The sequence below is a fragment of the Paenibacillus plantarum genome (assembly GCF_013141695.1).
GTDB classification, from domain to species: Bacteria; Bacillota; Bacilli; order Paenibacillales; family NBRC-103111; genus Paenibacillus_E; species Paenibacillus_E plantarum.
This window is the reverse complement of record NZ_WHNY01000015.1, coordinates 34,289-58,049: the sequence shown is the minus strand read 5'-3', so window position 1 is coordinate 58,049 and position 23,761 is coordinate 34,289. Positions and strand designations below refer to the sequence as shown.

The following is a 23,761-nucleotide window of genomic DNA, read 5'->3' as shown; positions in this document are numbered from 1 at the left end:
CATCAAATTAATATAGTTTGGTGATCTTCCACCAATTGATATCGAAACCGCCGGTCGCTGCATAGATGCCGAATTGATGTGTGCCTGCTGGGATCTGAACCTGATGAGAGACGGTGCGATACGTCGAAAAGCTGCCGGTATTGGGGATATCGATTTGACCTAATACGGTTCCGCCGGCGTTGATGTCCAGCGAGATTTTTCCGTTATTATTCGGGGTCGCGATCCGATATTCGACCAAATACGTGCCCGCCGTGGGAATGTTCACATTGCTGAAAGCGATCCAATCTTGGCTGTCAATCGCGCCAACATGTTGGCCACCGCCTGTATCAGGTGTGGTCTCAGTGATGACGCCACTCATAGAATTGTAACTTTCCGCTTGGAACGTGCGGTTATAACAGCCGCCAACGGCGAGTTCGCAGATTTCTGCTTTATTGGTGGAAACCTTAAGGTCGTCGTACCAGATATAGGAGTCATTCTGAGGTGCGAATGCGGAGGTAGCTCCGCCGAAGAACGAAGAGAAGTACGCTTTATCCACCTTATCAGTGTTGCGAACGAAGCGTAATCCTGTAATGTTGGCTGCCGAAGTGCCGTTATACCAAATTTGAATCTCACCATCTGGATTGGCATTTCCGTTCGTGACCGTGTTGACCTTGAGGCGCTGAACGATGTTCACCCATGATCCTTTCGGATAATAGATATCGGCACCGTTGTTTTTCAAAACAGCATAGTCCCCATATTGCCCAGCATTGCCCATATGATAGTAATAAATAGCGGCTTGCCCGCCTGAACGCCATATCATCCGAGAGCTAAAACCATTGTAGCCCGTACATTCCTGCCCGCCTGAACAAGCGGCACCGCCGGCTAATCCAAGCCCTAGTTTGCCTGCATTTTCGGTCGATCCCCAACTGAAATCGCTGCTGAATCGAACCCAATACGATAAATAGTATTCTTGCCCAGGTGTAACGGTGAAGGGTGCTTGAGCACCAGAGTTTTGCGGGTCAATTTGGCCTTGTGGATAGAACACGCGAAGTGACTGACCGCCAGAGTGGTTAAAATTGTAGCCATCGATCCATGTGCGTGTGCTCATGCCAAGGTCCCAAGGAGCACTCCAACCGTCGACACCCCATTGGGCTAAACTGTAAGCGCTTCCTCGAACGGGCCGCTCAAACGTATTCACTTTAGGTGCGGCGTATGCTACAACTGATCCCATCATCATGAAGAAAACAAGCACGAGCAGTAACACTTTCTTTTTCATAAAAAACCTCCTGTTAAAATAATAAACGCCTTGTTTCGGAATGAATGATAAGCTGCTGTGAAATTCATGCTGATCGTTGGCCGTTCGTACCTTGCTACGTTAAACCATCACCTTCTTCCTTCGTCTGGGGCATTCTCTCGACTACGCAGAATTACGAACTCTTGCTGACTCTAAGACTCGATATTTGCCTGCGCTTCTTTATTGTAGTAGCGAAAGGCTAGGTGAACTATCGTCTGATTTTCGGAAAATAGCCCTAAATACGTCTTTGAGGGTGCAACGGGTTATCACTTTTTAAGAAAATTGACCAAAATGGGTGTGTGTGGATTATGTTGAATTCTACATGTTAGAATAGAGGTAAATGGACAACTAGGAGGCACTATGGATCAGATCAGATTGTTGAAAAAGGATGATTTTCAAGACAGTCTTGCCTTGTCGGAGTTTGCTTTTCAATACAAGGTTTTGCCTGAAGAGCGGGACGAAAAACTAGCTGCAATGGCGTCCCAACAGGCCATAGGGTATTTTGTTGAAGATCAGTTAGCAGCCAAATTAACGATTCTGGAGCTGGAAACATGGGTAAACGGCAAAACATTTGAGATGGGCGGCATTGCTAGCGTAGCGACTTGGCCAGAATATCGTCGGCAAGGAATGGTCGGTCAATTGTTATCACGCGCACTGCAATCGATGAAAGAATCTGGGCAGACCCTGTCTTTCCTGGCGCCATTCGCTTTTGCTTTTTATCGCAAATACGGTTGGGAGGCATACATCGAATACATGCGATATGAAATTGCAACCCATCAGCTGCCAAAGCCGGAAGTTGCAGCAGGCAGCACGCTTCGGCGGATCGAAGCGGACTCGGCGGTGCTGAATCCGATCTACGAGGCGTACGCCAAACGTTTTAATGGCATGCTCGTTCGGACGGGGGATTGGTGGCGCAAGAGTGTGTTCAATAGGAAGAAAGGGATCGTAACCCTGTATTTGAATCCTGCTGGAGAGCCGGAAGGGTACATCATTTATCAAGTGAAGGAAAAAGTACTCACTGTGCATGAGTTGATTGCCCTAACGGAGGATGCGAATCGTGGGCTATGGCGATTGATCTCCAATCATGACTCGATGATTGAGAGAGTGGTATGCCAGGCGCCGTTTGGCGACCCGTTGCCATTTGTATTGGCGGATCCTCGGATCAAGCAAGAGGTTGTTCCCTATTTTATGGCACGCATCGTCGATGCAGAGGCGTTTCTTAAAGCATATCCTTTCAACGCGGTTGTGGAAGGCGCGAGCGAGGACAAGCCATTCTACCTACAACTTCGAGACGGACATGCCGAGTGGAATAACGGGATATTCCGAATTCAGCCAGGACATGGTGAAGAGAATGACGTCGTTAAACTGAGTGAGGAACGTTCGTTCGATGGTGATGTTGGAGCTGAAAAAGTGGCAGGACAGCATGTCATCTCGTGTGACATCCAGACCTTGTCCGCGCTGTTGATGGGTTACAAACGAGCGTCGTTGTTGCATCGCATTGGCCGTCTGCACGGTGACGCAGGTGAGATCTCCAGATTGGAACGATTCATTCCGGAACGTACAACGTATCTGACAGATTTCTTTTAAATGAGGAGGGCACGGATCTCGGATCCGTGCCTTTTCTCGAAATAATAGAAAGTATAAAATTCAAAGAGCAGGATTCCCTTCTAAGTGTGGTGATCTTGCAGACTGTGCGCCAATCGCACGCTAGCGCACAAATATTGTGCGTAAGTAGATCCAGCCCGGCTGCCGCCGCACGCTAGCGCACAAAAAATGTGCGCAAGAAGATGCAGCCCGGCAACCACGGCACGCTAGCGCACAAAAAATGTGCGTAAGAAGGTGAAGCCCGGCAGCCACGGCACGCTAGCGCACAAAAAATGTGCGCAAGAAGGTGAAGCCCGGCAGCCACGGCACGAAGCGCACAAAAAATGTGCGCAATTGTAATTGTAGAAGTAAAAGTAGAAGTAGAAGCAGGTTTAGAAACAGGTTTGAAGTGCTGAGTCAGAATGGTGTGTTGGTCGGATGGAATTCTCTTAATTCTCCTGTGCGTCAGGCGAATAAATGGATTTTATACAGTTAAATTCTTGGAAATTCCGATCAAACACAGAATAGATGGAGAACCTACAGTTAAATTTAACCATTTTTACCCGTTTGAACAAAAGAAGAAGTTTTAACTACATAATTTACATTAAAATCGAGTTTAAGAGGAAAATTCGCATAATTAGCTGTACTTTTTACAGTTAGTGCAAATAGGAAGAGCATAAACACTTCCAGATCTATAAACTCCACCAATTTCGTCCGAGGACTTAGACACACCAGCAAAAAACCAGTTAGCATCCGCACCATCGGATGCTAACTGGTTTATTAATGCCACTTGTAGCAGGCAAGTCTATTCCACTAACTTAACATCCACAATTACTTCCAAGTCCTGTGTGCCTGAGCCGCGATAGACGCCTTTGACGGGTACGATATCATTATAGTCTCGTCCATGCCCCAGCTTGATATAGCGCCAGTTCACTTCGCAATTGTTCGTTGGGTCATACCCGAACCAGCCAGAGCCGGGGATGAGACATTCCACCCACGCGTGGGAGGCTTGCGTGAAATCCGCACTGCCTCCTTGCAAATCACCGACGAAGTGGTAGCCGCTCACGTATCGGGTTGGAATGCCTTTTTCGCGGCAAATGGTAATCATGAAATGAGAGTAGTCCTGACAAACACCACGCCGCAGCTTCAACATCTCGCCTACTGTGGTTTGCACGGAGGTTGCCGAAACATCATAAGTGAAATCGCGGTTGATGGTGGTGTAGATGGTTTGGAGTAGATCATATAAAGGTACCCCATCATCGATAATCGCGTCAGAGTAGGCTTGCAACTCAGGCGTCAGTCCGGTATAGCTGGTTGGTAATAAATACTCAGCATATTCATTCTGAAAGTCATCTCCGAATCTCGAAGATTTAGCTTCATAGAGCGAAGGGACAGATACAGGATTGTTATCATTTTCGTGCGTAACGACGGTGGAGACCATCTTAATCGTGAGCTCGCGATGGAGCTTGTTGACTGTAAAGGCGTGTACCCGGTTGTGGAAATAGTCCGAATAGGTGAAGAAAGCCGATACAGGCTCGGTTGTGATCGCATGGTGATAACAGGATTGACGATTGTCCGTTAACGGAGTTAGCCGAATTTCATTGACACTGTCCTGCGCGGAATCGGTGTAGGAATAACGAGTAATGTGTGTGATCTCCAGCTTCTTCATGCGATAACCTCCTCCCGAGAGGGGAAAAAGACTTTGGACATCCGTACCCCCATCCCATTACAGGAGTCGAGCAGTGTTTGCAATGTCGCTTCTAATTTGCCTGATCTCAAATCCTCTTCGTCGATGCAAGCCAAATTCGCTTTCACTTTCCCTGCTAGTTTAGCCAGTTTATGCACAGCGTTGGTGAGTTCAGGATCATCCAATTGAATGCCCTTGAACGAGCGCTCCAAAGACTGCATGGAGAAGGCAACGGATCGAGGGAACGTTTCATTTAAAAGCAGGAATTTGATGATGCTATTCAAATTGACCGTATCTGCATACTCTTTGCGATACGATTCGTATCCGCTGACGGATTTCAAAACCGCAAGCATGAGCGGATAGGAAGAAAAGTCTTCTTTGGCATATTCCGAACAAAGCGATTGAATTAAACGCAGCACATTCTCAGCTCGTTCTAGATAGCGCCCAGCTTCAACGAAATGCCATTCGTTCTGACGAGGCATGACGGAAGTCGCCGCACCTTGAAACATAGATAGCGTATCCCGGATAAAGCGATAGAACAAATGAGGCGAATCATTCGTGATATCGCGGACTTCTTTTTCTTTGAGCCATAAATAGAGTCCATTCAAAATATCCCATAGCTCGGAAGGCATCTTCTCCCGAATATTTCGCAGGTTAGCACGTGCGTGGTTCGTACAGGCGAGTAGGGAGTTCGCATTATTTTTATCAAGCGTAATGTATTGAAGGACATGTTGTTCGGTGAAGCTGCCGTACTGCTCAGTGAAAGCAGCACGGTCCCCAATTGTATCGATGAGCCGGCTCCAGGATTGCTTACTGCTGCCTTCCATATCCTCACGGATATGATAATACACATCGATCAGTCTAGCGTGATTCTCAGTTCTTTCCGAATATCTACCGATCCAGAATAAAGCTTCCGCTGTTCGTCCCATCATCACCATATCCCTTGGCCTCCAATCGAATTGTAGATCGCGATTAGCGAACAACCCACGTATCTTTACATCCCCCGCCTTGCGAGGAATTCACAACGAGGGAGCCTTCTTTCAAAGCAACACGCGTAAGTCCGCCAGGAATCACTTGAATGTCTTCACCCGCAATGACAAAAGCTCGCAAATCTATGTGCCTTGCTGCCATTTGACCATCGATCATGACAGGTGCTCTGGATAGTTGAATCGTAGGTTGCGCGATATAGCGATCGGGGTTGGCTAGGATTTTGAGCCGGAAATCAGCAATTTCACTCTCAGAAGCCGTTGGCCCAATTAGCATGCCGTAGCCGCCAGAGAGAGAAGTTTCCTTCACAACCATTTCGTGCAAATGCTCCAGGACATGCGCTCGCTCATCAGGCCGCGAAAGAATATATGTCGGTACGTTGTTTAAAATAGGTTCTTCATTCAAGTAATATCGAATCATATCGGGCACGTAGGCATAAATGGCTTTGTCATCGGCTACACCTGTACCTGGTGCGTTCACAATGTTGATATTGCCCGCGCGATAGGCGTTCATTATGCCAGCAACACCAAGCATCGAGTTCGGATCGAAAGCGAGTGGATCTAAGAAATCGTCATCTATCCTGCGGTAGAGAACATCGATTTGGCGAAGCCCTTTGATGCCGCGAATGTACACTTTGTGATCAATGACGACGAGATCGTGTCCTTCTACTAACTCTAATCCCATTTGCTGAGCGAGGAATGTGTGCTCGAAATACGCGGAGTTATAGCAGCCTGGTGTTAAAAGTCCAATGACAGGATCTGATTTGCCGGAAGGACTCAGCTTACGTAGTGCGGTTAGAAATACATTTAAGCTATGCTCAATATCTTGAATGGAATGACTGAACACGAGTTCAGGGAATAAGTGCGTCATAATCGATCTGCTTTTATATAAGTAAGAGAAGCCAGAAGGGGAACGGAGATTATCCTCGAGAACGAAATATTCACCCTGCTCATCTCGAATTAAATCAATCCCAGAGGCCGTCACATACACATCGTTTGGAATCGAAAGCCGCATCATCTCAGGTCGGAAGTAACAATTGGACAGCACCATTTTTCTAGGAATAATCCCATCCTTCAGAATGGACTGCTCATGATAAATATCTTTGAGAAACATATTGAGGGCCTTAACACGCTGTTTGAGTCCTCGTTCGAGCTTAATCCACTCTTCTTGCGGAATAATCCTAGGGATAGGATCGAAGGGGAGTGTGCGCTCTAGCGCCTCCGTCTGATCGGGACTATAGAGGGTGAAGGTAATCCCTTCTTCCATCATCCGTTTCATCGTAGCGGTCTGGCGCTTGTTTAAGTTACCAGTCTTCATCGACATGAATTGAAGAAAGGTACTTTGATAATGAGGGCGAACCGAGTAGGCGTTCATAAACATCTCATCAAAAAAAGGACGAGGATCATAAGGGGTAGTGACCAGATTCTCAGGTTTAGACATCGCAGCTCCCTGGTTTCATCATTATGCGTTCGGAAGCTGTAAGAAGCAAACGGCCCGAAGCAGAAACCAGGCCTCCTTTCTGATCTAAGTTCTTTATTTGTTAGATATAGTAACATGATTTATGCAGCTGGTACGATGTGGTTTTTCTTATATTGTAAATTTTTCAGAAAATTATGTCAATATAACTAACATAGAAAAATACCGACATTCCTCATGTTTTTTTTGTTAATGTTCGGATTATTCATGAAAAATTCAGTTATTTGTCTTGCTTTGCGATGAAAATCACTATAAAATTGTCGAATATAAGGAATGTTAAACAAAGTCACATTAAATGTGATAAAAGGGGTGTTGTGGTATGTTTGATTGGCTGGGGTTTAGAAAAGGTCTGCCTTTGTGGTGGTCTTACCGCCTGAATCGTCATATCAAGGAAGATGTTGAGCATATTTTCGAAGGAATTGCGCATACAAGAACGGAAATTTTACGTAGTTGGGCCCTCGCCTACTGGTCCAATTTGGATCGATTGCTTGAACAGTTAACGGAGACTGAAGTGTTGAGGGAGTCTGCATCGAAGGATGCATCAGTACTTGGAAGGTTCTTGACAGCAACAATGAAGAGTGGAGCTGATTTTTCCGAAGTATTTATTTTGGATGAAAAGGCTACTGTCGTATACTCCACACACAATACTCATGTGGGAAGATCCTATGCCGCTGGAGGCGTGCTGGGGAAAGGGTTGGAAGAAACACGCAAAGGCGTGAAATGCTTATTCGGACCCTTCTCGGACCCGCTTACGCTCCAAATCGGTCCAAGTACTTCGCCATTTCATGATGCGATGACGATCGCTTTCATTTCACCTATTATGGTAGGTGGTCAATGGAAAGGAGCCGTTTGTGGACGCGTGCCGAACGATGTGCTCGGAGATCTGATTCAGCGCGAGTCGGGACATGTGTATCCCGATTCTGGTGATAACTATTTATTTATGGCAAAGCCTGGGTTAAATAAACAAATCGTTCCTGGAACAGCGTTATCGCGAAGCCGATTCGAAGATTTGACCTTTACCCATGGCGATAATTTGAAAGACGGCGTTCGCACCGATTATGGGATCGTTGGCGTCAAGGAGCATACGGAGTTGGAGCTTGTTTTCACGGATCCTGCGACGGGGCAGCTGCATCCAGGCGTAGCGGGAACCATTGCTAAGGGAAATAATGTATTCGTTGAATACCCAGGATATTCCGATTATCGGCATATTTCAGTAATAGGCAAAGGTGTGACCTTCCAGTTGCCACATTGTCCGGACGTGTGGGGAATGATGTGTGAAGGGGATTTGGAAGAGGTCTATCGTACTCGTTCGATTGATTGGAAGATGTTCAGTCTGCAAATGCGGTTTATTGCGCTCATGCTGCTTGTTACCGCGGGTAGCTTTTGGCTGCTAAATGGACATGTTTCGAATGGTGTCGGTGCGGCAATCATGGTAGGTGTCAATCTGCTCTTCGGTGGAATTGGTGCCAATTTAATTAGACGCCAAGGAAGTAAACCGATTGCTAGACAGCTTGCTCAAATTAATAAATTTATCCGGATTAATGCAGAAGGTAAAGGGGATTTGACGCAGCGCCTGAAGGTTGATGAGTTCGCTGGCGATGAGACGCGGGATTTGGCCAAATGGATCAATAATATGATCGATTCCTTGGAAGGTATCATGCTGCAAGTGAAACAAGCGGCTGCTGAGGTGCAAGTGAGCCAAGAACGGATGAATGACTCAACAGGGTCGACAGAGCAATCTACAGGTCGGATGAGTACCAAAATCCATGACATGATTCGCTCGCTGCGTGGACAGCTGAAGGATATTGATGTCGCGAAGGATGTTACGCAAAATATGAGCGGAACTTTGCGCGAACTGGAACAGAAAGCTTCAGGACAGATTGCTGTTGCGCAGGATGAGGTTGAACGCATTGGTCAGAAGATGACGGATATTTCGGCGAAAGTAGAGGAAACGAACCAAACCATCCAAACCTTCCTGCATACGACGCAAGAAATTCCGAAGCTGCTTAAAGTAATTGAAGAAATCTCGGCGCAGACGAATCTATTGTCGTTGAATGCCTCTATTGAGGCGGCGCGAGTAGGTGAGCATGGCAAAGGATTTGCCGTCGTTGCTGGGGAGATCCGCAAGTTGGCGGATTTGACCAAGAAATCAACCATGGAAATCAATGAAACGATCGAGCACATTGAACGACATGCGAATGAAGCCTTCATCTCCATGGAAGAAGGGACGAAGGTCGTTCTGGAAGGGACGCAGATTGTTGCTGCGGCGTCTGAGATTCTTAGCACGGCGAATGCTCACGATACCATGAAAACACAGGTGGTAGAGGAAGTCGTTGCTCTTATGGAGAAGATTGCAGCGGTGAGCAAAGAGAACCGTCAGATCTCCGCGGAGGTTGAGCTTACTGTGAAAGAGCTCCTGCAAGACATGCATCATGTGCGTCAAACGACGGGAGATGTAGGAGCAATAACACACTCTATGTTGCTGCTTGTGAATCAGTTTCATTTGACGGAGAGCCGTATTCGATAAAAGGTTATTATTAGACATTCTTTCGCATGTTAACAACCCCATGCCGCATACAATGATAATGCGGTATGGGGTTTTTCTGTTTCCACATAAGCAAGGATAAGTTTTCGGTTCACGAAAACAATGTGAATACTTACGTGGCAAGTTTCTAAAGAAACTTTAAGCTGATGCTTACGAAGAAATGTTTCTTACGAAAACTCGGAGGAGGATGTCGAATGAGTGACCGTTTGAGCATTCAAACGAATCGGGCAAATAATGTGAATCCTAGTGAATTTAGAATGCTAGCCCAGCGTTTGAAGGAGGAGCATGTGCAAATGCGTGAGCAGCTCTCCGATATTCGAACGCTAGCTGCAGCTTTGTACACCCTTGATGATTGCTCAATTGGGATGTGTCGTCTGATCGAACTTCAGGACGGCATTCTATCCTTGGTGGAGGAGTTGGAGCAGCATTCGGAATGGGAAGAACAAGTGTTATTCCCGAGTCTGCAAACTTATTTACATCCGACGATGGCCATCTCAGTTTCGCGGTCCATGCATGTGTTGGAGCAGGATCATGATCTGGCCAAAAGAGTCGTACAGTCATACGTCAACGGTGTCAATGCCATGAGCGTGCCAGTCGACATGGACTTCGTCCATGTGATGGCCTCCGAACTATTGACGGCCTGCCTCATTCTGCTCAAGCACTTCACGTTGGAGGAGGAGCTAGTCTACCCATTAATTGATCGGATTATGGACCAGATCGAGGATCAGATTAGTTAGGTAAAGTGGTGAAAGAAGCAGGGATCGTTGGAGTGGCAGGATTTGCTAGAGTGACTGGAGAGAGTGAAAAAGAGTAGCTAGTGTGGAAGAGTGGTAGAGTAGCTAGTATGGAAGTAGTGTGGTGAAAGAAACAGGAGTAGCAAAGTAGCAGGAGTTTAAAGTAGCTAAAATGTGCCTGTAGCAAAGAGGCCCCTCCCAAGTCAATCGACTTGAGAGGGGTCTCTTCTAGTGAGAGTGTTAAGTTACATGGTGGGAAGCGATGCTCCCGACAGTCTATCTTCTTTTAGGCTCTACAGGCCATTACAAACGCCGCGCCGCAGCAATAACTGGAAAACCTACATCTAAATCAGGCTAATTGGCCTGATTTCAGAGAATAACTGTAAAAACTCCAGCTATTTTCAACCCTTTGCTCGCTATTCGCGAAAATGGTGAAATTTAACTGGAGTTTTTACATCTAAATGGAAGAATCAGCCGAATCGAGCGAAATTAGATGTAGTTTTTCCATCTAATCGCGGTAGGGGCTGCGATAGGAGGGGGAATCGATCTGCAGAGAGTGGCGAGGCGCCGACATCTCTGCGAAAGAGGTAAAATCGATCCCCAAAAGAGTTGACAGTTCGAATTTTCCGCGAAAGAAGGGGCAAGCCCCCCTCCTATGCCTCCAACGCGCTCAACGTTTTCTCTTCGCATTCCTTGGAACAGAAGCTGTCATGCTCCTCTTCACAAGCCTCACAGCAAATGTGCTTCAAGTGGCACAGATCGTTCGCACAGTTAATATAGCGATCCTCTGCGGTTCCGCAGTGGTAGCATTTGCCTACAACGATATCTTCATCAGTGCGGTTAATCGGTACGGAGATGCGCTCATCGAATACATAGCATTTTCCATCGAATAAACGACCTTGCACCTCTTCGTCTTTGCCGTAGGTGACGATTCCACCGTCCAGCTGATACACGTCGGTAAAGCCTTCGTTGATCAAGAAACCGGATAATTTCTCACAACGAATGCCACCCGTGCAGTAAGTGAGAATTGGTTTGTTTTTAAACTCTTGCAGATTATTGCGAATCCACTCGGGGAATTCCTTGGTCGTCTCGACCTCAGGACGAATGGCGCCTCGGAAATGCCCGATATCATACTCATAATGATTACGGCCATCGAGCACGATGACATCTTCATTTTTGAGCTTCTCATAAAATTCTTTCGGCTTCAAATGCGTTCCCGTAAGCTCATTCGGATTCACGTCTTCTTCAAGACGGAAGGTGACGAGCTCTTTTTTCGGACGGACAAACAGTTTCTTGAAGGCATGTCCTTCATGTTCATCAATCTTGTAAACCATATCTTTAAACAATGGCATGAGATTCATCATCGCCATGTAGGCTTCCGTTTGCTCTACGGTCCCAGAAAGGGTGCCGTTAATGCCCTCAGGAGCAATCAGGATGCGTCCTTTTACACCGAGCTTTTTGCAATAAGCCAAATGTTCTCGCGCTAATGCTTCGTGATCAGCAACAGCGACGAATTTATAATACAACAAGATGCGGTATGGAGCGCCATGTTCAGTCATAACAATAACCACCTATACGTATAAAATGACACACTCCATCAAGATGGAGTATACGCATATAGTGACATAAATTCGTGTATTTTTCAATCAAGCAGCAATTTTTGGATGGTTTGATAAACGAACTGCAATTCAAACTCTACATGTTGAAGCAAATGGAACACGTCAGAGAGATCGCGATCTGCTGTTTGCAGCTTCTTTTGCTCCTTCACGGAATCCTCCAACTCGCTTGCCGCGGCAAACACACGATTAGCCGAAAGGTTGCTGGAAGAACCGCGTATGCCATGAAGCAAACGAAGAGCCTCCTCAAAGTTACCTGCGTCGAGGTTACCTTTCAATAGCGCCATCAGAGGGTCGGTTTGGTCTTGGAATTTACGGAGCATCTCACGATAAATGTCCGTTTTTCCGCCCATGCGTTGGAGTGCCTCCGCAATATCCAGTCCAGCAATTCGATGATTCTCCACTTGCAGATGAAGTGTGGATGCAATAGCAGCGCTTAGCCGTTCGGGAATGATGGGCTTGGAGATCATGTCACTCATCCCCGCCTCTATACAGGCCAGCCGATTGTCGAGCGTTGAGTCCGCAGTTAAGGCAATAATCGGAATGTGTGCCCATTTCGGCTCATGACGAATGCGCTTGGTCGTTTCGATCCCATCGAGCTCAGGCAAATGGATATCCATGAGGATCAAATCATACGTGTGATTCGCCAAATCATGCAGGGCCTGAAATCCGTTACCAGCCACTTGAATGCGACAGTTCATCATACTTTCCAGAAGAGAGCGAGCCACCGTTTGGTTAATTTCATTGTCTTCCACAATTAGAATGCGCAGTGGAGCCTTGCTCAAGCTGTGTAAAGGGAAGAGCGCAAAGTCCTTCTCCCTATCGTTCGCCAAGTTATCTCTCAAATGGGTATGAACGATCTCGCTTTCAGCCTGCAGCGAAGCCAGCGTCCTGTACAAGAGACTTCGAGAGATCGGTTTGACCAGGACGGCATCGGGCGAGGCTTCGGTCGGAAGCTGTTCGAGTGCATCTCTTCCTGATAACGACGTGTAAATAATCGTTCTAATCCCCTGCTGTTGGCAAGCAGCAAGCATGCTCAGCCACACATCTTCTCCATACATATCATCAGCCTCCATATCGAGCAGAAGGAAGTCGAGCGGGATGTGATCTATGACCTGGAGGGCTTCCTTCCACGAATACACACCCGCAGCATCGTTGCAGATGGACTGCAGGCTTTGGACGAGCACCCTATTAAGCGTAGGATGATCTTCCACGACGAGCATAGCGAGCGGCAAGGGAGGGAATACCTTGTTGCTAGGGATGTAGAGCGTGAAGGTGAGAAGGACCAGAAATTCACTCCCTGTCCCTTGCGTGCTGGAGACCGAGATCGAGCCGCCCATATTTTCGATAATATTTTTGGAAATAACAAGCCCCAGTCCTGTCCCTCCATATTTGCGGCTCGTTACCTCGTCACCTTGGATAAAGGGTTGGAATAAATTGGCCAACTGTTTCTCATCCATGCCAATTCCCGTATCCGTGACGCTGAACCGGAGAGTAACCTCATTCTCATGCATCTGATCGACGCCAACACGAAGTGTGACGGTTCCTTGCTCCGTGAATTTAATCGCATTACTGGAGAGATTCAGAAGTACCTGATAGAGTCGCAATGAATCGCCAATCAATCCACCAGGCACTTGGTCAGGTATATCGCAAATGAAATCCACAGGCTTATGACCGAGCAGCACACTCAGTGTTTCACACACGCGATCGATGGTTTCATCTAGCTGAAAAGGGTGATGTTCAATCACGAGCTTATCTACTTCCAGTTTAGAGAAGTCCAGAATATCGTTGATGATATGTGAAAGAGACTGGGAAGAGCGAGAGATTTTACGTATATAATCCATTTGTAGTTCGGTCATGGCTGTTCTCTCAAGCAGGTGGGAAAGTCCAACAATCCCATTCAGAGGCGTACGTATTTCATGGCTCATGCGAGCAAGGAAAACACCTTTGGCTAAATTAGCATCATCCGCCTCCTGTTTAGCTAGGATAAGCTGCTCCTTGGCATGGACTTGATCTGTGATATCTCTTGTAATCGCCGAGAAATACAGCTCACCATTATCAAGAGGGAAGTGTGGGACGATGACAAGCGATACGATGATGCGTTGTTGATTCTTGGTCATGACTTCCGCTTCAAATTCCCAGAAGCCATCTCGGATCGCAGTTTGGAGTCCTTCCTCAAAATTAATATCATTCAAGATTTCAACAAACTCGTGAAAATGTGTTCGTTCATAAACGGTTCCAGCTAATCCAATCCTCTGGATGCCCGCTGGATTAATATAGAAGATATATCCGTCTTGATCAAAGGTGAGAATAGCATCCCGCGCGCTCTCAACAATCGTGAACAACCGTTCTTTTGTTTCATTACTTGCTTTAATATCACTGATATCGCGTGCAATTAAGACGTATCCTTTGAACTCACCATTCGGATGCGTGATGCAGCTAACACTTGCTTGCACATAGATTCGGGTGCCGTCTTTGTGATACCAAGTCCACTCTAAATCCTCTTTCAGATGACGTAAGGAACGAATAACAAGAGTTGTACAGTCTGCAGGGATCGTCTCGCCTAGTTCAGCAGAATACTGTGCAGCTCTTTCATTCAGCTGTTTTTGATCTAACCAGATTAAGGGTGTAGCAATTTTATGTACATCTGCAAAAGAATACCCTAGCATCTGCGTAGCTCTGCCGTTGAGATGGTTAATCATAAAGTTCGGATCCATTACGATCATGGCGTATTGATTATGACGAATAAAAGCTTCGAACGGCTCGAAAAGTTCGCGGATATTTTCCATCATGCCATTGACAGATAACGCGAGGGCACCTAATTCATCTTTACTTTTGAACACGATGGGCTTCGTGTGGAAATCACCAGCAGCAACCGCCTCGGTTACTTGGAGGATTTGTTTAATTCTTTTGATAATCAGATGGTTCGTTGTGAGGTAGATTAGGATGAAAATGATTAACGCTGCCATGACAATTAATCCTACGGTCGACCATAGGAGTGGACTTGTTGGGGCTTCAATGGCAGTGATTGGCATGGAATAAGCGAGATACCAATTTAATTGAGGGATGCGTGCATAGAACCAACGTGTCTTCGTTCCAGAGATAAAGGACTCGTCGATATAACCTTTTCCAGTTCGTAACGCTTGTTGAAAAGCGGGTCTGAGTTCAGGATATTCCGTGAAAATGTTTACCTTAAGAATGGTAGAGGGATCTGAATCATATAAGGTGAGACCCTCCCGATTCACAATTAATTGGTCTCCATTATTGGGAGGAGCTAGTAAATGTTCTTGAAAAACAGGTGCAGCCTCCATAGAAACATCGATGATACTTACGACCTTATGTTGATCATCAAAGATGGGCGCCGTAATCGAGATGACATAAATGCCCTTCATTTTGCTTAGATGAGGGTCCGAAATAAAGGTTTTCCCTTGCAGGGCTTGCTGGAAGCGAAGCTCATCCGAGATGGAGAAAGTCAAACCGGAGGTAAATTGCAGGTTTCCTGCCAAATCAGCAATAGCCATGGCGTGATAGCGATTTCCATCCGTTTGCAATTCATGAGTCAGAAATTTTAGACGATCATCTTGCGTACCATTTTTCATAATGCTGACCCGGCTTATAAGCTCAACTTCTGCCAAACGAATCGACAAGAAATCATATAAGTTTCGAGCGGAATTCGATACAGAGGTTATGGATTGCTCGTTCATTTGCTGCAGTAACTTATTTCTCGAAAGTTTATAATTGGTAATTCCAACGACGGTAAGGGAGATGGATGTAATCAGAACAAGCCAGGAGACGAGTTTAAAACGCAAGGACGATGACATTTTTTTCCTCCAAAAGCCGTGTAATTGTTAGGAAATCTCATAGTTTCATCATGATTAGAACAGAACAAATTTAATGATTTCAATTTATGATATATCCAACAGATCAATCACGTATACATACTTGTTCAAAATTGGGTCAATTAAATAGGGGGATTTACGTATGCAGATGACAGTACGGACGAAATTTATTGCGGTATTTGCGATCATCTTTTTGATGGTTGTTGGAATGAGCTATACAGCTATGAGTCGTATGGGCGCGTTAAAGGACATGAATACGAACCTGGCAAACAACTGGATGATGGGGATTCAAGATATTGAGGAAGTTCATTATTTCTCTGAGCATTTACTAACACTGTACTATCAGAAGAAATTAGAGCCAGATGTGAAAAAACATGAACCTATAGACAAAGGTATCCAAGCAACGATTACAGAAATCGACAATTTGTTAGGAAAATATAAGGATTCTGTGTCAAGTGAAGAAGAAGGGGCACGTTTGCAAGAGCTTACCCAGAACTGGGAGGGATTTAAAACATCCTACGTGGCTAACAAACAGCTATCAAGTGATCCAAGTAAAGTGAAGGAAGCGGCAGAGAGCCTTACAGTGATGTCAGCAGCCTTCAGTAAAGCACAGAAATCGATGGCGGACATGGTTGCCTACAACCAAGATGGCGGTCAGCAAGGGGTAGTAGCAAGCACGGAGGAATACAAGAAAAGCGTCCAAATTTCTTTTATTGCATTGGCTGTTATGCTTGTCTTTATGATTGCGACTTGTTATTTCCTTGTAAGTAACATTTCAAATCCTGTTCGAAAAGCATCGCAAGCTCTGAATCGTATCTCCAAAGGTGACCTAACCGTTGAACCAATTGTTGTGAAAAATAAAGATGAAATTGGCCAGCTCATCGGGGCCGTTAACCAAATGGTGAACCATCTACGCCATTCCGTAGAGCAAATGCTGCATGCTTCGACAAGTGTGGCGGCTTCCTCTCAGCAGCTGTTTGCCAGCTCGGAGCAGAATAGCTCAGCTTCACAGCATGTTGCAGTGTCGGTGCAGGATTTCGCTAATGGCGCGGATGCGCAAGCTCAAAGCTCTGTAGAGTGTGGGCGAGCCATGGAAGAAATGGCAGCGGGTATTTCCCGTATCGCCGAAACCACAGCTGATGTATCAGAACTATCTATGACGGCTACGAACATTGCGGAGCAAGGCACACATGCCATGGAACGCGTCGTGAATAAAATACAGGCCGTCAGCACCTCTGTTGACGCAGCGAATCAAGTGATTCAGGAGCTTGAGAAGCATTCCCAAAGCATTGGTCAGATTACCACGCTCATCGGGAATATTGCATCGCAAACGAACCTGCTTGCGCTGAATGCAGCCATTGAAGCTGCGCGTGCCGGCGAAAGCGGAAAGGGCTTTGCCGTAGTAGCTGGTGAAGTGCGTAAGCTATCTTCTCAAACAGATGATTCCGTTCGAGAGATCTCGGAACTTATTACGTCCATTCAGCGGGATTCCGCTCGGGCTGTTGGGGTCATGAACAATGGAAGAACAGAAGTGCAGGAAGGTCTATATGAGGTAAGCATTGCCGAGAAAGCATTCGGTCAAATCGTAACAGCTTCGCAAGAAGTAGCTAGCAAAATTCAAGAAACAGCGGCAGCTGCAGAGCAGATGGCAGCGAGCTCGGAAGAAGTAGCAGCAACCGTCGCTCAAGTTGGCTTGGTTGCCCAGCAAACCTCAGGCACTGCGCAATCCGTCGCTGCAGTTACCCAAGAACAGCTGGCATCAGCCGAAGAAATTACGGCATCAGCCAAAAACCTTGCCGGAATTGCCACGGATTTGAATCATGTGGTCGGCACGTTCCGACTTTCATAAATTTATTTTTGAAAAAAATGGTCTAGGATCAGACTTTTCCTTAAGTTGGTGCGTCTAGTTATCGTGAAGGTTAAACAAGCGACAAAAAACACGATAACTCAGAAGGAGTGAATAGGAAATGAAAAAGAATCCTTGGAACATAATGAAAATGGGTGTTGTTAGTTGTGCGGTCCTCGTAGGTGTAAGTGCTTCGGTACTGCCAATTGCAAGCATTGCTTCAGCGGATACCGCAGTTGCCATTTCAGCAACCACATCATCAGTACCAGTTGTCATTAAAGAAGTGGTGCTTACATCCAAAAGTACAAACCTAACGACGAATATCAAAGTACCGCAGTTGAGCGGTATGTTGGATACGAAATACCAAGACGAACTCAATGACATTATTCTCTCACATGCGAACAAAGATCTAGCGAACTGGGAAAAAGATGCTGCGGAGGCTGCTGCAGCAGCCAAAGATAAGGGATATACGTACCGTCCTTACGGGCTTACAATTGTCTACACATTGAAATCGGATGGCACAGGAAATCCTTCAGGTGTTGTTTCCCTTAGCGTTACTACGTACGGAGAAACGGGTGGCACAGGCATGCCGAGAGTGGATACGTATAATGTGCTGAATGCGGCAACAGCTCAGCGTGTAACGCTGCAGGATCTGCTTGGTGCAGGCTACAAGGCCACGATCGATGCAGGTGTTATTGCCAAAATGGACGAGGAACCGCAATACTTCTTTAAAGATCAATTTAAAGGCATTAGCTCGGAGCAAGGATTTTTTGTAGAAAAAGGGGCAGTGGTTGTTGTGTTCCCGAAATATTCGATTGCAGCTGGTGTTGCTGGAAGTCCAGAATTCCGCTTCATCTTGCCTAAGGATGTGACCATTAAACCGAATCCTACTCCGCTGCCTGGTACCGATAAAGTGAAAGTGGAGTTGGCACCCGTTGATGTCGAACAGAATGAGGATGGCGTTACACTTGTTCCTTTCCGTAAAGTAGCAGAAGGTTTGGGCTACACCGTGAAATGGAATCAAGATACTTATGCTGCTGAACTATCGAAAGGTGCGCAGTGGACGAGTGTGAGTGTGGGAAAAGATAGCTATTTCTTTGCCAAAATGGCGCCGGTAGCGCTAGGAGCGGCACCGGTTATTCTGAACGATACTCTTTATGTGCCTGCTAAATTTGTGTCAGACATTCTAAAGGCCGATGTGACAATTGATTCAAAAGGCATTCATATCGCACAATAATGGCTAGAAAAAAATAAAAATAAGCCTTCAGTTGCCGATTCAGGTGATCTGAAGGCTTTTTTCCTAACACTTTGCTGTAAGCGTTTGCATATACTAGAACATCCCGCATGTAGGAGGTGTGATCGGTATGTATCTCAAAAATAGTTTGTCAGCACTCATGGGGCTTTGGTTTCTGATGACTCCTTGGGTGTTTGGATTTGGAGATGTAACCAATGCGCTTTTCACCTGTGCACTGTTCGGAAGTCTTCAATTCGTAAGTTCTATGTTAGCTTTAGGTAAAACGGGGAAGCATATGTGGCAGAACTGGGTTTGTGTCGGCTGTGGCGTCGTTTTTATCGTATTCCCAAATGTATATCACCTATCTTTCATGGCGTTTTTCTCTTTCGTAGCACTTGGGTTTATGACGATTCTGATTAATTACGCCAATTTATACCCGGATTCACAATAAATAACTTCAAGTACCTATTGAAATGCGGATTTAATTATGTCATAATGAATTTATCGAAATGACAATATGGATCATGTAAAGATCAAGTGCCTTTAGCTGTCGTTCTACAGTTAGGCTTCTCTTTTTGCTAATTGATAAAGTCGTTATAATAATATTAAAGTTACAATATAAGGAGTGGTAAATATGAAAGCCTTTATTCTGATTGATTATACAGTTGATTTCGTAGTAGGCAAGCTGCCTTGCGGGGACCCCGCTATTGCGATAGAAGCTCGTTTGTGTGAGCTAACAAAGAGCTTTGTTGCAGAGATGGACTATGTCGTGATGGCTGTTGATTTACATGAAGAAGGGGATCCTTTCCATCCAGAGACGGCCTTGTTTCCACCCCATAATATACGTGATACGGATGGCAGGGAGCTCTACGGTTGCCTAAAAGAAGTGCATGAAGCTCACAGAGCTGCGATCTATTGGATGGACAAAACGAGATACAGCGCATTCTGCGGGACGGATCTTGAACTGCAGCTTAGAGCTAGAGGTATTCAGGAGCTTCATCTGGCTGGTGTGTGTACGGATATTTGTGTCTTACATACAGCGATGGATGCGTATAATAAAGGTTTCTCCCTCGTCATTCATGAGGATGCGGTTGCCAGCTTTGATGCGGATGGCCATGCGTGGGCATTGCGGCATTTTGAAAATACGTTAGGGGCTAAAGTTGTTCGTGGTTGGAAAAATTAAGTAAAATGATAGTGTGTAAGATAAGAGAATGAGGGATGGGGAGGATGAAAGCGATGAATTGGAAAACCATGGATGCGATGAATAACTTAACGCTGCATACCGATAAATATCAAATTAACATGATGTACGCCCATTGGTTACAGGGAACTCATACGGAGAAAGCTGTGTTCGAGGTGTATTTCCGCAAGCTGCCTTTTGATGGGGGTTATGCGGTCTTCGCTGGGCTGGAGCGGGTGATTCATTATGTGCAGAATCTGCATTTCGGCGAGGAAGAAATCGCTTATTTGCGTGAGCAAGAGGAGAACTATAAGGAAGAGTTCCTTGATGCGCTTCGTGCTTTTACGTTTAATGGCGATATACAAGCCGTTCCGGAGGGAACGCTCGTCTTCCCGAATGTGCCGCTTGTTCGTGTCATCGGCAGTATCTTTGAGGCACAGCTTGTTGAGACAGCGATTCTCAACTTCGTGAACTTCCAGACGCTCATCGCGACGAAAGCCTCGCGCATGAAAGGCGTTGCTCCCCACGATGTGCTGCTGGAGTTCGGCACACGCCGCGCCCAGGAGGCTGACGCCGCCATCTGGGGCGCAAGAGCCGCTTATATCGCGGGGTTCCACGCGACATCGAACCTAAGAGCCGGGATGCTCTTCGGCATCCCGACCAAAGGCACGCACGCGCACGCGTGGGTGCAGGCCCACGACACGGAAGCGGACGCCTTCCGTGCGTATGCCGAGGCCCTGCCCGAGCAGGTCACGCTGCTCGTAGACACCTACGACACGCTGCGCAGCGGCGTGCCGAATGCTATTGCGACGGCGCGGCAGCTCGCGAGCCGCGGCAAGCGCTTGAACGCCATTCGCCTCGACAGCGGCGATTTGGCGTATCTGTCCCAGCAGGCGCGGCGCATGCTGGATGAGGCGGGCTTTCCGGAGGTGAAGATTGTGGCATCCAATGACTTGGATGAGCACATCATCGCCGGGCTGAAAGCCCAAGGGGCTAAGATCGACAGCTGGGGCATCGGCACCCAGCTGATTACAGCGGCCGACCAGCCCGCGCTGGGCGGGGTGTATAAGCTTGTTGCCCGTGAGAAGGACGGCACGCTCGTGCCGGTCATTAAGATCTCGGGCAACCCGGAGAAGGTGACGAATCCTGGCTTCAAGGAAGCCTACCGGATTATGAATAAGGCGACGGGCAAAGCGGAAGCCGATTATTTGGCTTTGCAGGATGAGGTGGATATTCGGGAAGGGCAGCGGATTAAGCTATTCGACCCCATCCATCCGTATCTGTTCAAATATATCGACAATTATGAGGCGGTTCCGCTGTTGAAGCCGATCTTCCAGGCGGGTGAGTTAGTCTATGAATTGCCAACCTTGGAAAGCATTCGCGACTACCATGCTGAGCAAATGCAGACCGTTTGGCCGCAATATTTGCGGATGCTGAATCCTGAGGTGTATCGCGTTAATTTGAGTGCTGCCTTATGGCAGCTGAAAATGGATTTGATTCATGCGCATCAAGACTAGCTAGTTTTGATTCGTCTTGATGCCAGCGAACGCAGAATTTTGGAATATCCGACTTCGGTGGTATGATTAATGGGAGCTACACGGTAAAGATGCGCTCATATTAATCTTATTCCGATGGAGGTTATGACGAATGTCTACGAAAGCGAATCAAGCATTTACAGCAGGAGTTACGCTCAACAATGGTGTACATATGCCTTGGCTGGGTCTCGGCGTTTACAAAAGCAAAGAAGGTCAAGAGGTCATCGGAGCGGTGCAAACCGCTTTGCAATTAGGCTATAGAAGCATTGATACGGCTGCGGTTTATCGCAACGAAGAAGGTGTTGGTCAAGGTCTGCGCCAAAGCGGTGTGCCGCGTGAGGAGATTTTCGTAACCACGAAAGTGTGGAATGCGGATCAAGGTTACGAGTCTACGCTGCAAGCTTTTGAAGCAAGCCGCAAACGGCTTGGTTTGGAGACGATTGATCTGTACTTGGTGCACTGGGCCGTCTCCGCAACGTACCGAGAAACGTGGAAAGCGCTGGTCCACCTTTACAAAGAAGGGCATGTTCGTGCGATTGGCGTGAGCAATTTCCAAATCTCTCATTTGGCGCATGTCATCGAAGATACCGGTGTAGTGCCTGCGGTTAATCAAGTGGAATATCATCCGGAACTGTCGCAAAAGGAGCTGCTCACCTATACCCGTGAACACGGTATCCAATTGGAGGCGTGGAGCCCGCTTATGCAGGGAAGGCTGAATCAGCCTGAATTGGCGCAGCTTGCCGCTAAATACGGTAAATCAGCAGCACAAATTGTGCTGCGTTGGGATATCCAGCATGGTGTTGTAACGATTCCGAAGTCTGTGACGGAGCATCGTATTCGTGAGAATGCGGACATTTTCGATTTTGAGCTGAGCGCTGAGGATATGGCTTTGGTGGATGCTTTGAATGTCAACAAGCGTATTGGGCCGGATCCGGATCATGTGACGTTCTAGTTGTTTGTTCATAAAATGAAATGCCAAAAGAGGAAAATACCGTTTATGGCGGGTTTTCCTCTTTTTTATTGCGACTGAGTCTGGGCTAGCTAGCCTACTTCCCAATGCTGACTAATGAGTTTTGGTGGACCAAATAGCGGGAAAACATACAGCTAAATTTGCCCATATGACCTTGAATTTCCTAATAACTGTAAAAAATACAGTTAATTACGAGCTGAAACGCTGAAAACGGTGAATAGCTGCGAAATAGATGTATTTTTTCCATCTAATCAATCAATTTGTTATAAATTCACGAAAATAGATGGATCTTTTCCAGTTAATAGGCGGGGTGACTCGTCTAGGGGTGTCGGCGGTTAGTGGTTAGCAGTTAGCGGTTCGTGGTTGTGGTTTAGTGGTTAATGATAGCGGTCATCTCTGCTGCCCACCAGGCTCCGACTACGCCGACCTCCCTCCGCTCATTTCAACAAAGCTATCATCTGATACACCTCGCGGTGGTCACCGGGCAGTAAGAAATTCGCGACTTTCAGCTGAGAGGAACCATCGCCGTCAAGGAAAAGCCCATCGACCAGCTGTTTCTCCCCTACTTGCTCCTGTACGGCTGTTCGGAACTCTTCGCCTGTACAAGGGGTAGGCGCAACGACCAGATACACGTTGTTCATTCGATCATACACAATACCAGATCGCATGCGCTTCTCGTTAATGACAGGCATTTCTTCCGAGATGGCTTGCTCAGCCCACCCCAATGGATCCGTAAGCCCCATGCTTACGCCTCCCTGCGCCCAATATCGGGTGCGATCCAGCACCTGTAACTCACTTGCATTTTCGACAACTTGGACGGTAAAGGTTTGCGCCTTCGCATCCCACACAAGCGTTCCGCGTTTCCGATCTGTATTATACCAGCCCGAACCGTAGTCGCCAGGCTGCCCCTTCACAGGCTGATCATTGGTCACTGCGATGCTTAGCAAATACCCCTGCCAGAAAAATCCGCCATTAATCCCATTGTCCTGTCGATCGGTTACATTTGCTGTAATGGCTTTGAGCCCTATGTTTTCAGGAGTAGTTTGAATGACGTGCAGAAGGACACCGTTCGTCGCAGGCTTAATGCTATACTCGGCACTTGCTTGTGGAGGCAGTTGTGAGGTAGTGTGAAGGCCCCAAATTAGAGTCCATACGAAACTGATAATCACGATAAGTAGATAGATTAGTAGGTGAGCAGCATGCGCTTTGAAAAGGCGAATAAGGTGCATAGATTTCTCCATCCCAGCTGTAGTAG

The 23,761-nt window shown here is 46.7% G+C and carries 16 protein-coding genes; 9 read left to right on the top strand and 7 right to left on the bottom strand.

Annotation, left to right across the window (positions count from 1 at the left end; translation table 11 throughout):
* Nucleotides 1-7: 7 nt before the first annotated feature.
* A complete protein-coding gene (locus tag GC096_RS04780) occupies nt 8-1,255 on the bottom strand; it encodes a carbohydrate-binding protein (protein ID WP_171629147.1) in 1,248 nt (415 codons plus the stop codon).
* Nucleotides 1,256-1,633: 378 nt separating this feature from the next.
* Here GC096_RS04780 and GC096_RS04775 point away from each other — a divergent pair, with 378 nt between their 5' ends.
* Nucleotides 1,634-2,860 carry a GNAT family N-acetyltransferase gene (locus GC096_RS04775; protein ID WP_171629146.1) on the top strand — a complete coding sequence of 409 codons (1,227 nt, stop codon included), beginning with the start codon at nt 1,634-1,636 and terminating at the stop codon, nt 2,858-2,860.
* Nucleotides 2,861-3,662: 802 nt separating this feature from the next.
* On the opposite strand, the gene GC096_RS04770 is transcribed toward GC096_RS04775, so the two are convergent.
* The 3 genes from GC096_RS04770 to GC096_RS04760 are packed head-to-tail and all read right to left on the bottom strand — an operon-like array spanning nt 3,663 to nt 6,971.
* Nucleotides 3,663-4,526 (bottom strand): transglutaminase family protein, encoded by an 864-nt coding sequence (locus tag GC096_RS04770; RefSeq protein WP_171629145.1) that lies wholly within the window; start codon nt 4,524-4,526, stop codon nt 3,663-3,665.
* Nucleotides 4,523-5,482, bottom strand: a complete 960-nt coding sequence (locus tag GC096_RS04765; RefSeq protein WP_246302579.1) for an alpha-E domain-containing protein — start codon at nt 5,480-5,482, stop codon at nt 4,523-4,525. Before GC096_RS04765 ends, GC096_RS04770 begins: the two co-directional genes overlap by 4 nt.
* A 34-nt stretch (nt 5,483-5,516) precedes the next feature.
* Complete coding sequence (locus tag GC096_RS04760) at nt 5,517-6,971, bottom strand: circularly permuted type 2 ATP-grasp protein (protein ID WP_171629144.1); 1,455 nt, start codon at nt 6,969-6,971, stop codon at nt 5,517-5,519.
* 355 nt (nt 6,972-7,326) lie between these two features.
* Between GC096_RS04760 and GC096_RS04755 the strand changes: the two genes are divergently transcribed.
* Together GC096_RS04755 and GC096_RS04750 are read left to right on the top strand one after the other, a co-directional pair.
* Nucleotides 7,327-9,534, top strand: coding sequence for a methyl-accepting chemotaxis protein (locus GC096_RS04755; protein WP_171629143.1), 2,208 nt, complete (start codon nt 7,327-7,329; stop codon nt 9,532-9,534).
* Between the two features lie 212 nt (nt 9,535-9,746).
* A complete protein-coding gene (locus GC096_RS04750) occupies nt 9,747-10,289 on the top strand; it encodes a hemerythrin domain-containing protein (protein WP_171629142.1) in 543 nt (180 codons plus the stop codon).
* A 650-nt stretch (nt 10,290-10,939) separates the two neighbouring features.
* On the opposite strand, the gene trhO is transcribed toward GC096_RS04750, so the two are convergent.
* Complete coding sequence (gene trhO, locus GC096_RS04745) at nt 10,940-11,845, bottom strand: oxygen-dependent tRNA uridine(34) hydroxylase TrhO (RefSeq protein ID WP_056624425.1); 906 nt, start codon at nt 11,843-11,845, stop codon at nt 10,940-10,942.
* An 83-nt stretch (nt 11,846-11,928) separates the two neighbouring features.
* A complete protein-coding gene (locus tag GC096_RS04740) occupies nt 11,929-15,723 on the bottom strand; it encodes a response regulator (protein ID WP_171629141.1) in 3,795 nt (1,264 codons plus the stop codon).
* A 160-nt stretch (nt 15,724-15,883) separates the two neighbouring features.
* Between GC096_RS04740 and GC096_RS04735 the strand changes: the two genes are divergently transcribed.
* The 6 genes from GC096_RS04735 to GC096_RS04710 all read left to right on the top strand — a co-directional run bounded on the left by GC096_RS04735 (nt 15,884) and on the right by GC096_RS04710 (nt 22,488).
* A complete protein-coding gene (locus GC096_RS04735; protein WP_171629140.1) occupies nt 15,884-17,590 on the top strand; it encodes a methyl-accepting chemotaxis protein in 1,707 nt (568 codons plus the stop codon).
* A 118-nt stretch (nt 17,591-17,708) separates the two neighbouring features.
* Nucleotides 17,709-18,824, top strand: a complete 1,116-nt coding sequence (locus GC096_RS04730; RefSeq protein ID WP_171629139.1) for a stalk domain-containing protein — start codon at nt 17,709-17,711, stop codon at nt 18,822-18,824.
* Nucleotides 18,825-18,951: 127 nt separating this feature from the next.
* Nucleotides 18,952-19,272 carry an SPW repeat domain-containing protein gene (locus GC096_RS04725; RefSeq protein WP_057315292.1) on the top strand — a complete coding sequence of 107 codons (321 nt, stop codon included), beginning with the start codon at nt 18,952-18,954 and terminating at the stop codon, nt 19,270-19,272.
* A 183-nt stretch (nt 19,273-19,455) separates the two neighbouring features.
* Nucleotides 19,456-20,004 (top strand): cysteine hydrolase family protein, encoded by a 549-nt coding sequence (locus tag GC096_RS04720; RefSeq protein WP_171629138.1) that lies wholly within the window; start codon nt 19,456-19,458, stop codon nt 20,002-20,004.
* A 44-nt stretch (nt 20,005-20,048) separates the two neighbouring features.
* Nucleotides 20,049-21,518, top strand: a complete 1,470-nt coding sequence (locus tag GC096_RS04715) for a nicotinate phosphoribosyltransferase (RefSeq protein ID WP_376769473.1) — start codon at nt 20,049-20,051, stop codon at nt 21,516-21,518.
* A gap of 130 nt (nt 21,519-21,648) precedes the next feature.
* Nucleotides 21,649-22,488 carry an aldo/keto reductase gene (locus tag GC096_RS04710; protein WP_171629137.1) on the top strand — a complete coding sequence of 280 codons (840 nt, stop codon included), beginning with the start codon at nt 21,649-21,651 and terminating at the stop codon, nt 22,486-22,488.
* Between the two features lie 455 nt (nt 22,489-22,943).
* On the opposite strand, the gene GC096_RS04705 is transcribed toward GC096_RS04710, so the two are convergent.
* A complete protein-coding gene (locus GC096_RS04705; protein ID WP_171629136.1) occupies nt 22,944-23,735 on the bottom strand; it encodes a hypothetical protein in 792 nt (263 codons plus the stop codon).
* Nucleotides 23,736-23,761 lie beyond the last annotated feature (26 nt).